We start from the raw sequence: 13,186 nt of genomic DNA on the forward strand, positions 1-13,186 counted from the left end.
CACCGAGGTCACCGCTGGCCGCTCCGGCGAGCTCAACGTCTTCGCTTGCCCCACCGATCCCGACCATGCGCACCGCTGGAGCATCCAGTAGCTCTTAGGGTCCGCCTGGAGCGGCAACATTCTCATCGGCTGCGCGGGTGCTGTCGCTTCTCGTGCACATCGAACACGCCGCGGCCCGGGCGCCTCTCGAAGCACTGGACAACTGCTGTCGAAACCGGCGAACCAAGCCGGATGTGGGCTTGATTCGCTTTGACGGACATCAGAGATCAGGGGCTTCGGCCCCGGAAGGATGATGTCCATCATGGAGAGCATGGGGAAGAAGAAGCCTCGCCCTCGCCGCTCGTTCACGCCGGAGTTCAAGGCCGAGATCGTCGAACTGTGCCGACGGGGTGACCGCTCAGTCGGTCAGGTCGCCAAGGACTTCGACCTGACCGAGACCGCGGTGCGGGACTGGGTGAAGCAGGCCGAGGTCGACGCAGGCGAGCGGGACGGGCTGACCAGCGGTGAACGCGAGGAACTGGCCGCGCTGCGGCGGGAGAACCGCAGACTGCGGGAGGACGTGGAGATCCTCAAGCGGGCCACGGCTTTCTTCGCGAAGGAGACCCGGTGACGGTGCACCCGTTCATCGAGGCGGAGAAGCGGGGCGGTCACAACGCCAAGCGAGCGTGTGAGCTGCTCAAGGTCTCCAGAGCCGCCTTCTATGCCCGCCGCGGCGGCACCCCCGGTCCCAGCGCGGTGCGGGACGCCGAGTTGACCGAGCAGATCAAGGCCGTGCACGAGCAGTCCCGTGGAACCTACGGGGCCCCGCGCATCCACGCCGTGCTCCAGCGCGAGGGCCTCGAGTGCGGACGCCGCAGGGTGGCCCGGCTCATGCGCCTGGCCGGACTGGCCGGCCGGCACCGAAGACGCCGGCACCGCACCACCATCCCCGACCCGCATGCGGCCACCCGCCCCGACCTGGTCCTCCGCGACTTCCAGCCCGACCCGACCGCGACCGACACCCGCTGGTGCGGCGACATCACCTACATCGCCACCGAGGAGGGCCGGCTCTACCTGGCCACCGCCATCGACATCGCCTCCCGCCGCGTCGTCGGCTGGGCCACCGCCGACTACCTGCGCACTGAACTGGTCGCCGACGCCCTGCGCGCCGCCTGCCGCACCCGCCGCCCTACCGGTCCGGTGATCTTCCATTCGGATCGCGGCTGCCAGTACACCAGCCGTGAATTCACGCTTCTGGCGACGGAGTTCGGCGTCAGGCTCTCCGTCGGCCGCACCGGGCAGTGCTGGGACAACGCGCTGGCCGAGTCGTTCTTCGCCACCCTGAAGAACGAGCTGATCGACACCCGACCCTGGCGCAGCAGGGCCGCCGCTCGCACCGCGATATTCGAGTGGATCGAGAGCTGGTACAACTTGCAGCGGCTGCACAGCGGTCTTGGCTACCCCACCCCACCGAATACGAGGCCATCCTCGCGGCCTGACCACCACACGGATGGTGTCCGTCAAAGCGGAACAAGCTCACTCCGTCTGCGCCTGAGAACCTGAAGTCCCGCCGCGTCAGGCCGCATCCGAGCCATGCCCCGGCAACGCCCGGCCCCCGACCACGTGCGACATATCGCGCAACCCTTGCAAAGGACCCCAACGTTGTCACCTGACCCGACCACCGTTCACCCGCTGCCCGCCCACGAACGCGTGGTGTTCCTCAACCCGCTGGTCACCTCACCGAATATCGCCGTGGGCGAGTACACCTACTACGACGACCCGGACGGTGCCACGGACTTCGAGCACCGCAACGTCCTCTACGCCTACGGGCCGGAGCGTCTCATCATTGGCAAGTACTGCGCGATCGCCTCGGGGACCACATTCCTGATGGCCGGTGCCGAGCATCCGTCGATGGGGGTGTCCACATACCCGTTCACCATGTTCGGCGGCCGATGGGCCGAGCAGACCCTGGACATCGTCACCGCCATGCCCAGCCGCGGCGACACGGTCGTCGGCAACGACGTCTGGTTCGGCTACCGGGCAACCGTCATGCCCGGCGTACGGATCGGCGACGGCGCCATCATCGCGGCCGGCGCCATGGTCACCGCCGACGTGCCGCCCTACACGATCGTCGGCGGCAACCCGGCCAGGCCGATCCGGCAACGGTTCGACGACGCCGGCATCGAGCGGCTGCAGCGCGCCGCGTGGTGGGACTGGCCCGCCGACCTCGTCACCGAACACGCCCGCACCATCATGGCCGGAACCCCGGCCGACATCGAACGCATCGCCACCGAGCACGGATCGGGGAAGCCCCTTTGAGTCATTCGCCCCAGGTATCCATCGAAGAGCACGCGGTGGCCGACAGGACAGCCGGACCCTACGCCCTCACCACGGGACCGGACGGCGCGCTGTGGTTCACCCTCGTCCACAGCGGCCGGATCGGCCGGCTCGTCCCCGGCGAGGAGCCGACGAGCCACCGGCTCGACCCCGACAGCGGGCCGACCGTCATCACCCCCGGCCCGGACGGCGCCCTGTGGTTCACCCAGTACCGGGCGGACCGGATCGGGCGGATCACCACCGACGGTGTCATCGACGAATTCGGCATTCCCACCCCCGGCTGCGGGCCGTTCGGCATCGCAGCGGGACCCGACGGTGCGCTGTGGTTCACCGAGACCGCCGCCGACCGCATCGGCCGCATCACCGCCACCGGCCACATCACCGAGTTCCCGCTGCCCGTCACCGGCGCGTTTCCCTCAGCGATCACCGCCAGTGACGACGGCGGTATGTGGTTCACCCTCAACCAGGCCAATGCCATCGGGCGGATCGACATGGACGGTGCGGTCACCCTCCATCCCCTGCCGACAGAGGCGGCAGCGCCAGTCGGGATCGCCGCAGGCCGCGACGGAGCGCTGTGGTTCGTCGAAATCGCCGCCGGGCAGATCGGACGGATCACCCCCGACGGGCAGATCACCGAGTTCCCGTTGCCCGACCGCACCGCCCGACCGCACGCCATCACCGTCGACGGCGACGGCACCGCATGGTTCACCGAATGGGGTGGCAACCGCGTCGGCACCCTCACCCCGGACGGGTCCCTCACCGTCCACGACCTGCCCACCCCTCACTCCGAACCACACGGCATCACCCCCGGCCCCGACGGAGCCCTGTGGACCGCACTGGAGATCGGCGCACTCGCCCGCATCGCCCCAGCGGACAGCAATACCTGACCAAGCTGCCCACTCACTCCCTGACTTCGTTCACGAGTCGTCACTCATGAGCAATGCCACACACCCCATCAGTCCTCTCGATCAAGGTCACAACCACTCCACCCCAAGACGAAACCCAAAGTCACCACCAACGACACCGGGCCGAACGGATGCGAGGGATACTCAACCCTCCGAGATCATCCCGTGGCGGGTTTCTGGTGCATCTGGGGCAGACACCAGCAGGGCTCAGCGGCGCGCGTCGCCAGGCGCGAGCAGGCTCGTCAGCTCCGAGATCGCGCGTGCGCGGGGAGCAGCCACGGTCGTGCAGTTGCGCGTACAGCGACTCGGGAGCATCCCCGCGTGCGCGGGGAGCAGAGTTCGCGACCTGCGGGTTTGCTGGCGGGGGACGCTGGTTTACTTACTTTCGCCGATCTCCGCGAAAGCCGCGAAACCGGTATATCGTGTGCCTGCTTCTTCATTGGCTCTTCACCCCCGCGGCATTTTTGCACTCGTTCGCCCGGTGCCAGCCCCGGTCTGATGCCGTCCCTGGCCCCTGGCTTTCCGCCCCCGCCGTCCACGAGTCGTGGGGGTTCACGTCCTCCGTTGGCGCGGTGGGACCGTTTTGCTGACGACCGGGACGGTCTCGATCCGTCGGCAGAGCCCCAGCACCGGGTGGGTAACCCCGTCCTCGTAGACGGCTCGACCTTCGTGGCGGCGCGGTCAGTGGACCAGCCGCGCACGCCCAGGCCGCCGCGCCGACTCGTCGGTCCTGCCGCGCCTCGTGGTTCGACCGGGCAGGCGCAGGAACTCATGCAACGGGAGGCCGTGTTCGGCCCAGCGGCGCAGCCGGTCGCGGTCGATCCAGTGGATGTGGTGCCGGTCGCCCCAGGCCTTGGCGTCGCGGGTGAGGGAACCGTTGGTCACGACGACGGCGTGGTCCACGCGGTGGACGGGGCCGGCCGTCCCCTTGACCTGGTACATCACCTGCACTCCCACCTTGCCGCCGACTCTGGTGTGCTTGGCCTGCAGGACGATCCGGCCGCGCTGCCGGTCCTGGCCGATGACGTCGGCGGCCTGGTCGCCCTGCCGGCCGACCTGCCGCGCCTGCCAGCCGTCCCGGATGAGCAGGTCTCGCAGGGCGTGCTCGAATTGCTGGTCGTCCAGGGCGTCGATCTGCGTGAGCGTGAGCCGCAGGGTCGCGAGCCGCGCCGCCCGCTCCCGCCGTGCCCGCAGGGAGCGTGAGAGGCGCCAGGCCCCGTAGGCGCAGGCGCCTGCGGTGAGGGCGGCGAGGACGGGCCAGTGGTCAACCACCGTGTCCCGTACGGCGATCGCCACGTCGGTGAGGACGGCTGCCCCGGCCAGGGCGACCAGTGCGGCCGCGGCGTACTCCCCGGCGCCTCGCGGCTTCCGCAGCCCACCGCTCGGGGGCGCCGGCGAACGGCCCGGTCGGGGGCCGGCGAATCCCAGTTGTGGTCCCACCCCGCCCCCGTCCCCGTCCTACGGCCGGTTTCCCGGCGGGCGGGACGGCTCGGGCGTGGTCCGGGGGAAGGCCCGCCGGTAGTGGCCCGGCGGCACCCCGATCTGCTTGAGGAAGTGGTGGCGCAGGTTGTTCGCCGTGCCGAGGCCGCTCAGCTCCGCCACCTTCTCGACCGGCAGGTCCGTCGACTCCAGCAGGTTCTGGGCCCGCGCCAGGCGCTGGTTGAGGAGCCACCGGAGCGGGGTCGTCCCAGTGGCCGCCTGGAGCCGCCGGTGGAGGGTCCGCGGGCTCATCGCCGCGCGCCGTGCCAGGTCGTCGACCGTCAGGGGCCGGTCCAGGTGTTCACGGGCCCAGTCCAGTACGGGTGCCAGGCTCCGCTCGTCGGTCGCGGGCACGGACAGGTCGATGAACTGCGCCTGGCCGCCCGGACGGTGGGCGGGTACCACCATCCGGCGGGCCAGCTGGTTGGCGACGTGCGCGCCCAGGTCACGGCGTACCAGATGGAGGCAGAGGTCGAGTCCGGCGGTCAGCCCGGCGCTGGTGAGCACGTCGCCGTCGTCCACGTACAGCACCGAATCGTCGACGCGCACCTTCGGATAGCGCTCGGCCAGTTGAGCGGTGTGCATCCAGTGGGCGGTGGCGCGTCGCCCGTCGAGCAGCCCCGCCTCGGCGAGTGCGAAGGCGCCGGTGCACAAGGAGACCATGCGGGCGCCGAGCGGAGCCGCCCAGGACTGGGCGCGCCCCGCCCACGGCCTCGACTGGACCTGCCGCCAGACCCTCGACCACCTCGCCCTCGGCCTGACCGGCTACGCCGGCCTGCTCATCGCCCGCTCCGACGACCGCTACATCACCCTCTTCGCCTCACTCGACCCCGAGGCCACCGTCCCCGCCTGTCTGGAGGGCCTGCGCATCGCCGTGTCCTTCCTGACCACGACCGTCCGCGACACGCCAGCCGAAGCACGCGCCTGGCACCCCTGGGGCCACTCCGACGCCGCCGGTTTCGCGGCCATGGGCATCACCGAACTGACCCTCCACACCTACGACATCACCCGCGGCCTCGGCCTGCCCTGGTCCCCGCCCGACGGCCTGAGCGCCGCCGTCCTCGCCCGGCTCTTCCCCGGCGCCCCGTCCGGGCACCGCCCGTCCGACACTCTGCTGTGGTGCACGGGCCGCGCCCCGCTTCCCGGCCTGCCCCGGCGAACGGACTGGCAGTGGGACGGAACCGTGCGCCGCCCACCCGGACCCTGACGGCGGGTACAGCTCGTCGGGACGCGCTCACGGCCGTACGGGCAGCGCTTCTCCGCGCACTTGCCGCCGAGGTGACGGCCGTGCGTGAGCGGGGAGCGGGTGGCAATGCGCACCGTCATCGGGAACAACACCGGACCATCCCCGCATGCGCGGAAGTAGATCACCACGGCGTAGAGCTCGAGCTTTCAGATGCCCCAGGTGAGCATCGGCTGACCCCTACCGATCACCGATCACCGAGCCCGCCGATCTGACGGTCGGCGGGCCCGCGACAGTCACGTCACCGATCGCAGCCGGTCCAGTTCGCTGCCGATCGCATCCCGCAGCACGTCATGCCGCGGACCAAGCCTGTAGCGCCCGTCGCTCCACCGTTCACGTGGATAGCGCCACACCGGGGCACTCACCACATCGGCCGGCTCCCACTCGAAGCGCGGCCAGACATGCGCGTGCAAGAACGGGTCCTTGTTTCCCAGGATCTCCAGGTTGACCCGGCGGAAAGCCGGATCCATCCGCTGGCAGGCACGCTCGACCGCTTCACCGAGCTGTTCCATGTCGGACAGGAACGACATCCGCTTCGCCCTCGGCAGATCGGACAGCCGCTGTACGTCCGGTTCATCCACGAGAAGAACCGAGTAGCCCGGCAGGAACTGAACATCCCCGATCACCGCGAACCCCGCCGTCAACCGTCGCATCACGGTCGGGTTCTCGCCCCTCAGCGCCGCACCGATCCGATCCGTCCGCCAGTCACCGGTCATGGCCGAGAACCTACATTCCGGCGATCAAGGACCGATCCTCGCTCACCCCACGCGACCGGTCGCACCGTACTCGCCGCCACGGCGGGCGCGTCGCCGCTGCCCGGGATCAGTACGGGCGCAGCCCGCCGTGCCGGATCCCTTGACAACGAACCCCCACCTCACCCGTGCAGGAGCAAGGCAAATTGGCCGTATCTCGTCTGCCGTCCCACGACCCCACACAGGCTTAATGATGCTCCCGCGCCACGCGCTGCGCGGGTGGTTGTGACGACAGCACGGGGGGACCATGGATCACACAGGCGGCATTGGCGTACCACCTCCGGGGCCTCCGCCACAGCTTCCGCCCCGGCCCTCGTCTCAGCCGCCGCAGCCGCCTCCTCAGATACCGCCGATGCCGCTGCCGCCCCGCAGGGGAAAGCCGCTGGAACTCCGGGTTCAGCGGCAGATCCTGTGGGTGGGGTCGGCGGCGGTTCCGTTGCGTAATGTCAGCTGGGTCGAAGTGTTCAGGCTGAAGCCCGCCTGGGGCAAAGCCGGCGTCTACTTCCTGCTGTTGGTGGTCCTCGCCTTCTTGGTCTCCGCCCGGCTCGACTCCACGGACGGGGGCGGCGGGGGCGGCGACCCTGCCCCGGGCGTCCTGACCCTGTTCGCGCTGGTCGTTGTCGGCGCCGTCCTGCTCTGGTCGAGGAAGCCGGTGCTGGTCTTCGAGATGAACAGCGGTTCCAGGGTGCTCTTGACCCTGCCGACCATGGATGAACTGCGGGCGATCGCCGGGCAGATCGTGTACGCGATCGACCACCCGGAATACGAGTTCTCCACCGTCCTCGAGCAGCACAACACCACGAACAACTTCGGTTCCGTCGTCAACATGACCGGCGGCAGGGGAAACACGGGGATCAAACTATGAGCGACACATCGAACTACTACGGAGACGTCGTCAACGTGAACGGCGGCGAAAAGGTCATCGGCATCACCCACGGCCCCGTCGTCTACAACGACGGCACCGCTCAGGACACCGAGCTCCAAGCCGCCGTGACGGACCTCACCCGCCTCCTCAGCGACCTGCGCCCGGTGCTCACCCCGGACCAGGCCCAGACCGTGGAGAACGCGCTGCCCGCGCTCACCCCCGACCGGGCCGCCCTGCGTGAGCGCGGCATGATCCTGGCGTCCGTCTCGCAGATCGCGGCGACCGTGGGCGAGGTGGGCAGGCCCGTCGTGGAGGCGCTGGGGCGGCTGCTCGCGCTGCTGGGCTGACGGGCCTGCCCTGGTGGATACGGTCATGGCCTACGCCGTGGGCAAAGCAGCGGACCCAGGCCTTGAGACAGCGGCCGAGTTCCCACCGCGTCCCCGGCTGTAGAGCCTCACCGTCTGCTGTCCCCCGGTGCGAGCAGACTCGTGACCTCGGCGATCGCCTCCGCCGAGGGGTGGAAGTACTCCCGTACGTTCTCTGCGCGAGAACTCCGGCGTCACCCTGACGTCCTTGCCCGCCACACGAATCGTTGGCTGCTCCGAGCCCCTCTGCCTGACCGCTGCCCGGACCTGACTGAGCCGCAAGCGGTTCTCCTCCAGCCACTCGGTGGCGACGTCGAGGGGCACCCGCACCGCGATCTGCGTCGACGGCGACTCCTGCACGGTCACCTCCACCGGATCACCGGGCACCACCTCCAGCCACGCGCTGCGTTCTCCGCTGGGCCACTCCACTGCTTCGTCCTCCGCCAGGATGTCGAGACACCGTTCCCACTCGTTCAGATCCTCCGGCGAGACCACCAGGCCCACCCGGCCGTTGACGAAGCCGCTCACCAGCACGATCTCGGCGGCGTAGAACCGCTCATCACCCATGACAACGGGCGCATCACACGCCACCTCGACGGTGACGCTCTGCGTCCGGTCGGCAAACCGGACCAGCTCAAGCGCTCGCGCTTCGTCGGCCACAGCCACTCCTTGAGCAAGTCGGAGGATCGGACTGCTCACCATCCTCCCCGCCCTCGGTCCCCAGCGCGCCTTGAACCAGGCGGGATATGGGGACACAGCTCCCTGGCGGCGCTGGGCGGTCTGCGTGGGAGGGGAGGGTGGGAACGCCCCCGTATGCGCGGGGAGCAGGCAGCCCAGTCGTGCGCCTCTGGCGGGCGATGCCCCTGCCTCGGCTGCCTCCCGTGGCGGAGCGGGCCCAGTGGGTTCAGCGGGCTGACCGGGCGGGTGCGGGTGGCGCATCCCCCGTGAGAGCTACAGGAGTTGTCCATGCGCGGGTGATTCGCGGACGTCGGCGGATTCATAGCTTGGTCGTCAGGTCGCCGCGGGTGCGACCACTCCAGGGGAGGCCACCATGGGCACGACGTCTGCCGCACCGCACGACACGGGCTTCGGACCGGACGAGGACCGCAACGGACGCGCAGGAAGCGACGGAAGCAACGGACCCGGCGGCCGTCTCGGCCGGATCGCGCGTTCTCCGCTCGGCTGGCTGCTGACGGGGGCGGCCGGCGTCGGCCTGGTCTCGGGTCTGACGGCGACCGGGCCGGGCCCGGTGCCGGTGCTGGGCGCGGCCGCCGCGGTGGCCGTGTACTGGGGGGTCATGCGCCGTGTCGCACGACGTTCCACGCCGGAGATCGCCCGGCCCGGGGCCGGCCGGGAGGCACTGCTGGGCGGCGGGATCGGCCTGGGCTTCATCCTCGTCTCCGCCCTTCTGATCACGGCGTTCGGAGGCTACTCGTTCTCCTGGGCGGGTGACGGCTTCCTGTCGGTCGTCCGGACCGCGGTCGCGGTGCAGATCGGCGCCGCGGTCACCGAGGAGTTGCTGTTCCGCGGTCTTGCCCTGCAGGCTCTGGAGCAGTTGTGGGGGAGCCGGGCCGCCATCGTGATCACCTCGCTGTTCTTCGGTGTGGCCCATCTGGGAACCCCGGGCGCGAACGCGTGGAGCGGAGTGGCGATCGCTCTGGAGGCGGGCGTCCTGCTCGGAGCCGCGTTCCTGTGGCGGCGTAGCATCTGGTTCGTCGTGGGGCTGCACTTCGCCTGGAACACCACGCAGCAGCTGCTCGGCATCCCGGTCTCCGGACACGCCCCCGAGGGTCTGTTCACCGTCGACGTCCACGGCTCCGCCCTTCTGACCGGTGGCAGCTTCGGTCTGGAGGCATCAATCGTGCCCGTCCTCATGGGCGTGGCCATCGCCGTTCCGATGCTCGTCCTCGCCCGCCGGAACGGTGGGCTCAAGACCCGTCGGCGCGCGCGCCGTTGAGACAGGCCGACTGGAGGAAACAGATAGTGATAACCCGTCAGGCGCCCTGGAGCCTCCCGCCGTTCCGGGCGCCGCTCGACTGGTGGCAGGAGCGGGATGCCTTCCTCAAGGACGGCATCCTCGCCCTGGCGCTCACCCTGCTGGCCTTCGTGCCGGCCCTGTCCAACCTCGGTGCGCAGATCGGCGATCTGCCCGAGCGGCCGGTGAGCGTCCCGGCGAACGTGCTGAGCGTCGGGCTGGTTCTGGTCCAGACCCTGCCGCTGGCGGCCCGCCGCAGGTGGCCCGCGGCCTGTCTGGCCGTCGTCGCGGGCGCGTTCGCCGTGCACCAGGCGCTGGGCTTCGCGACGACGTTCGCGAGTCTGGGGCTGTATCTGGCCCTGTACTCCGCCGGGGCCCATCAGATCCGCTTCCGCCGCGGCCTGGCCGTCGCGGCGAGTGCGGGCTACGCCGTGCTGGCCGTCGTCCTGGACCGCCTCGGCTCACCGCTGTCGGTACCGGACTATCTCGCGTTCTATCTGGCTCCCGCCGCGGCCTGGCTTGTGGGGAGTGCGGTGCGCGCGCGGCGGGCGGAAGAGGCCGAGCGGCGGCGGCTGGCCGCCGAGGCGGCCACGGCCGCCGAGCGGGCGCGGATCGCCCGCGAGCTGCACGACGTGGTCACCCACCATGTGACGGCCATGGTGGTGCAGGCCGACGCGGCGCAGTTCCTGCTCACGTCCGCGCCGGAACGCGCCGGCGAGGGACTGACGGCCGTCAGCGACACCGGCCGCCGGGCACTGACGGAACTGCGGTATCTGCTCGGCGTCTTGGAGGCGACCGGCGAGTCGGCGTCCGCGGACCCGGCGCGTGCGGGCCGGGCGCCCGCCCTGGGACGGGTGGGGGACCTGGTCGGGCAGGCGCGCAGGTCGGGTCAGCCGGTCGAGTTCAGGGAGCGGGGCGAGCGGCGGCCGCAGAGCGTGAACGTGGAGCTGGCCGCGTACCGGGTGGTGCAGGAGGCGCTCACCAACGCCATGAAGTACGCGGCCGGCAAGCCGACACGGGTCCTGCTCCGGCACGGTGATGAGCACATCCGGATCGAGGTGACCACCGACGGACCGGTCGCCGCACCGGTCACGCGGAAACCGGGCCCCGCGGGCGGACGAGGGCTCGCCGGGCTGCGTACACGGCTGCGGACGCTCGATGGTGAACTGGAGGCCGGCCCCCGGCCCGAGGGCGGGTTCGCGGTCCAGGCCACGATCCCGTCCCAGCCCCCTCAGGAGTGACCCCGTGAGCGACGCGCCGCCACCGATCCGTGTACTCGTCTGCGACGACCAGGCGCTGGTGCGCACCGGCTACGTCACCATCTTCTCCGCACAGCCCGACATGGAGGTCGCCGGGGAGGCCGAGAACGGCCACGAGGCGGTTCAGGCCGCGCGGCGGCTGCGCCCCGACGTGGTCGTGATGGACATCCGGATGCCCCTGCTCGACGGCATCGAGGCGACGCGGCAACTGGCCGGTCCCGGCACCGAGGACGCGCCGAAGGTCCTGGTCGTCACCACGTTCAACGTCGACGCCCACGTCTACGACGCGTTGCGTGCCGGGGCGAGCGGCTTCCTCCTCAAGGACGCGCCCCCGGCAGAGCTCGTCAACGGCATCCGGACCGTCGCCCGGGGCGAGGCCCTGCTGGCCCCCGCCGTCACCCGCCACCTCATCGGCCACTTCGCCCGGCACCTGCGGCCGGCCGACACCTCCCGGCCGGCCAGGCAGGACATCGTGCGCGCGCTGACCCCCCGCGAGCTGGAAGTGCTCCAGCTGATCGCCGAAGGGCTGTCGAACGCGGAGATCGCCGCGGCGATGTTCATCACGCCCGAGACCGTCAAGACCTATGTGTCGCGCATCCTGGCGAAACTCGGCCTGCGCGACCGCGTCCAGGTCGTCGTCCTCGCCCACCGGGTCGGACTGGTGCCCGGCACGTCGTGAAGCGCCATGCGCGACCGCTACCCGGACCGGCCCGACCTGTGGGCTTCGCTCATCCACAGCGGTCCATAACCTGGCCAGGCGCGTCACCACGGCGGCCGCTGTTTCAGTGCCGATGCGGGCGCTGCGCGGCCGACCACGTCACGTCTTCCTCCGCTCGCGGTACCCGGGTCCGGTCGTGCGGCGGTGTTCTGCGACGGCGAGCAGGGCAAGCGTCACCGCGATCACCGCACAGACCGTCATCGCGGGCGTGAGAAAGCCGGGGACTGCCGCCGGATAGGAACCACCCGCCGCCGTATGACAGTTGAGAGCAGGCGGCAGGTAGGACGCGCTGTAGCCGATCACCTGCCCGAACAGCGACGGGTTCGCGTCCCGGCAGGCTTGGGCGGTGCCGCTCTCGTCGAGGAAAAGTGACGCCAGGCCCCAGAGGTGGGCGAGCGCGGCGAGGGCTCCGGCGAGCGCGGCGCCACCGCCCGCCACGGCCCCCCGGGCGATCGCCGGAAAGCCGTACCCGACGAGACCCAAGGCGGTCACGGCTGCGGTGACGATGCCGAGCAGCAGGGGCAGGGCGGCGGGATACGAAGAGGTCATGGCTACCGCCCCTGTCGCAGCCAGGCGCCGATGGCCGCATAGTCGTCATCGGTCAGCCCCAGCCCGGCATCGACTCGGTGGAGCAGGGCGTGGCCGGGGTGGTGAGCGGCGGCCCAGGCCCGATCGGTGGCAGTGATCTCGTCATCGACCCAGACAAATGACCGTCCCGCCGCCCATTCGACGAGTGCACGGGTCTTCCAGTGCAGTCCGTCGCGCTCGTCTTGTTCATCCATATCGGACGGCTCCGGCCAGGCCACCACGGGCAGTTGCGGAAGGCCGAGCAGGGGAGCGATGCACGCGTTCGCGTCGTCCGTCCACGTCGTGGCCCAGACCACCTCACACGGAAGGCCGGCCAGCCGGGGCCCGTGTGCGGGGTTGATCCTGGCCAGAAGCGGGTTCCCTCCGGCTTCTGGCAGATCCCGACCCGTCGTGTGGTTCCCGTACTGCCGCGGCTCCGCTCCGAACGGGACGAGTGGTCCGTCGACATCGAGGAACAGCAGCGGACGCCGCGCAGAGCCAGTCACAACGGCACACGATAGCGGCGGGCACCACCACCGTGTCCTCCGAGTGTCCTGCAAGTTTGCCAGGGTGGCACGCTGATCGCGTCGGCCGGCCGACGCGCCGCGTGATCGGTGGGTGCCCGTGTCCGCCCGCGAACCGAGGAGAAGCCCTCGTGCCGTCCGAGCCGTCCGCCGCACTCCGCCACCGCACCGTCCAGGCCGGTGACAAAGGGGACTTCGATCAAATATGCGCAATGTAC

At 70.5% G+C, this 13,186-nt stretch carries 15 protein-coding genes and 1 pseudogene; 10 read left to right on the plus strand and 6 right to left on the minus strand.

Going from position 1 to position 13,186, the window contains the following annotated elements; all coding sequences use genetic code 11:
- The first annotated feature begins 301 nt into the window (after positions 1-301).
- From IF83_RS0107555 to IF83_RS0107570, 4 genes are all read left to right on the plus strand, one after another.
- The gene (locus tag IF83_RS0107555) at positions 302-610 is read left to right on the plus strand and encodes an IS3 family transposase (protein ID WP_037679105.1); all 309 of its coding nucleotides are present in this window, start codon (positions 302-304) and stop codon (positions 608-610) included.
- A complete protein-coding gene (locus IF83_RS32990) occupies positions 607-1,542 on the plus strand; it encodes an IS3 family transposase (RefSeq protein ID WP_107046717.1) in 936 nt (311 codons plus the stop codon). Before IF83_RS0107555 ends, IF83_RS32990 begins: the two co-directional genes overlap by 4 nt.
- Positions 1,543-1,641: 99 nt before the next feature.
- Positions 1,642-2,298, plus strand: coding sequence for a CatB-related O-acetyltransferase (locus tag IF83_RS0107565; RefSeq protein WP_030543279.1), 657 nt, complete (start codon positions 1,642-1,644; stop codon positions 2,296-2,298).
- A complete protein-coding gene (locus tag IF83_RS0107570; RefSeq protein ID WP_030543280.1) occupies positions 2,295-3,203 on the plus strand; it encodes a Vgb family protein in 909 nt (302 codons plus the stop codon). The genes IF83_RS0107565 and IF83_RS0107570 overlap by 4 nt, the downstream gene beginning before the upstream one ends.
- A gap of 699 nt (positions 3,204-3,902) precedes the next feature.
- On the opposite strand, the gene IF83_RS0107575 is transcribed toward IF83_RS0107570, so the two are convergent.
- Both IF83_RS0107575 and IF83_RS0107580 read right to left on the minus strand, forming a co-directional pair.
- Positions 3,903-4,595 (minus strand): restriction endonuclease, encoded by a 693-nt coding sequence (locus IF83_RS0107575; RefSeq protein ID WP_051722549.1) that lies wholly within the window; start codon positions 4,593-4,595, stop codon positions 3,903-3,905.
- An 84-nt stretch (positions 4,596-4,679) separates the two neighbouring features.
- A pseudogene (locus IF83_RS0107580) lies at positions 4,680-5,372 on the minus strand (helix-turn-helix domain-containing protein); the annotation flags it as partial.
- Here IF83_RS0107580 and IF83_RS0107585 point away from each other — a divergent pair.
- Positions 5,362-5,907: a maleylpyruvate isomerase N-terminal domain-containing protein gene (locus tag IF83_RS0107585; protein ID WP_051722534.1), complete on the plus strand. Its 546-nt coding sequence runs from the start codon at positions 5,362-5,364 to the stop codon at positions 5,905-5,907. The pseudogene IF83_RS0107580 and the gene IF83_RS0107585 sit on opposite strands and share 11 nt — an antisense overlap.
- 272 nt (positions 5,908-6,179) lie before the next feature.
- Here IF83_RS0107585 and IF83_RS0107590 read toward each other — a convergent pair whose 3' ends face one another.
- Entirely contained in the window at positions 6,180-6,659 is a 480-nt protein-coding gene (locus IF83_RS0107590) for a diadenosine tetraphosphate hydrolase (RefSeq protein WP_030543283.1), read from the minus strand.
- A 388-nt stretch (positions 6,660-7,047) separates the two neighbouring features.
- Here IF83_RS0107590 and IF83_RS0107595 point away from each other — a divergent pair, with 388 nt between their 5' ends.
- Both IF83_RS0107595 and IF83_RS0107600 read left to right on the plus strand, forming a co-directional pair.
- Positions 7,048-7,560 carry a DUF6232 family protein gene (locus tag IF83_RS0107595; protein WP_030543284.1) on the plus strand — a complete coding sequence of 171 codons (513 nt, stop codon included), beginning with the start codon at positions 7,048-7,050 and terminating at the stop codon, positions 7,558-7,560.
- Complete coding sequence (locus tag IF83_RS0107600) at positions 7,557-7,907, plus strand: hypothetical protein (protein ID WP_030543285.1); 351 nt, start codon at positions 7,557-7,559, stop codon at positions 7,905-7,907. The genes IF83_RS0107595 and IF83_RS0107600 overlap by 4 nt, the downstream gene beginning before the upstream one ends.
- 30 nt (positions 7,908-7,937) lie before the next feature.
- Here IF83_RS0107600 and IF83_RS35615 read toward each other — a convergent pair whose 3' ends face one another.
- Entirely contained in the window at positions 7,938-8,585 is a 648-nt protein-coding gene (locus tag IF83_RS35615) for a DUF5959 family protein (RefSeq protein ID WP_394297303.1), read from the minus strand.
- 391 nt (positions 8,586-8,976) lie between these two features.
- Between IF83_RS35615 and IF83_RS0107610 the strand changes: the two genes are divergently transcribed.
- The 3 genes from IF83_RS0107610 to IF83_RS0107620 are packed head-to-tail and all read left to right on the plus strand — an operon-like array spanning position 8,977 to position 11,838.
- Positions 8,977-9,882 (plus strand): CPBP family intramembrane glutamic endopeptidase, encoded by a 906-nt coding sequence (locus IF83_RS0107610; RefSeq protein WP_030543287.1) that lies wholly within the window; start codon positions 8,977-8,979, stop codon positions 9,880-9,882.
- A gap of 29 nt (positions 9,883-9,911) precedes the next feature.
- Complete coding sequence (locus IF83_RS0107615) at positions 9,912-11,141, plus strand: sensor histidine kinase (protein WP_030543288.1); 1,230 nt, start codon at positions 9,912-9,914, stop codon at positions 11,139-11,141.
- A gap of 4 nt (positions 11,142-11,145) precedes the next feature.
- Positions 11,146-11,838 carry a response regulator gene (locus tag IF83_RS0107620; protein WP_030543289.1) on the plus strand — a complete coding sequence of 231 codons (693 nt, stop codon included), beginning with the start codon at positions 11,146-11,148 and terminating at the stop codon, positions 11,836-11,838.
- Between the two features lie 138 nt (positions 11,839-11,976).
- On the opposite strand, the gene IF83_RS0107625 is transcribed toward IF83_RS0107620, so the two are convergent.
- A complete protein-coding gene (locus IF83_RS0107625; RefSeq protein ID WP_051722535.1) occupies positions 11,977-12,426 on the minus strand; it encodes a hypothetical protein in 450 nt (149 codons plus the stop codon).
- A gap of 2 nt (positions 12,427-12,428) precedes the next feature.
- The gene (locus IF83_RS0107630; RefSeq protein WP_030543291.1) at positions 12,429-12,950 is read right to left on the minus strand and encodes an HAD domain-containing protein; all 522 of its coding nucleotides are present in this window, start codon (positions 12,948-12,950) and stop codon (positions 12,429-12,431) included.
- Between the last annotated feature and the right edge of the window lie 236 nt (positions 12,951-13,186).

The organism is Streptomyces albus subsp. albus (assembly GCF_000719865.1).
Lineage (GTDB): Bacteria > Actinomycetota > Actinomycetes > Streptomycetales > Streptomycetaceae > Streptomyces > Streptomyces albus_E.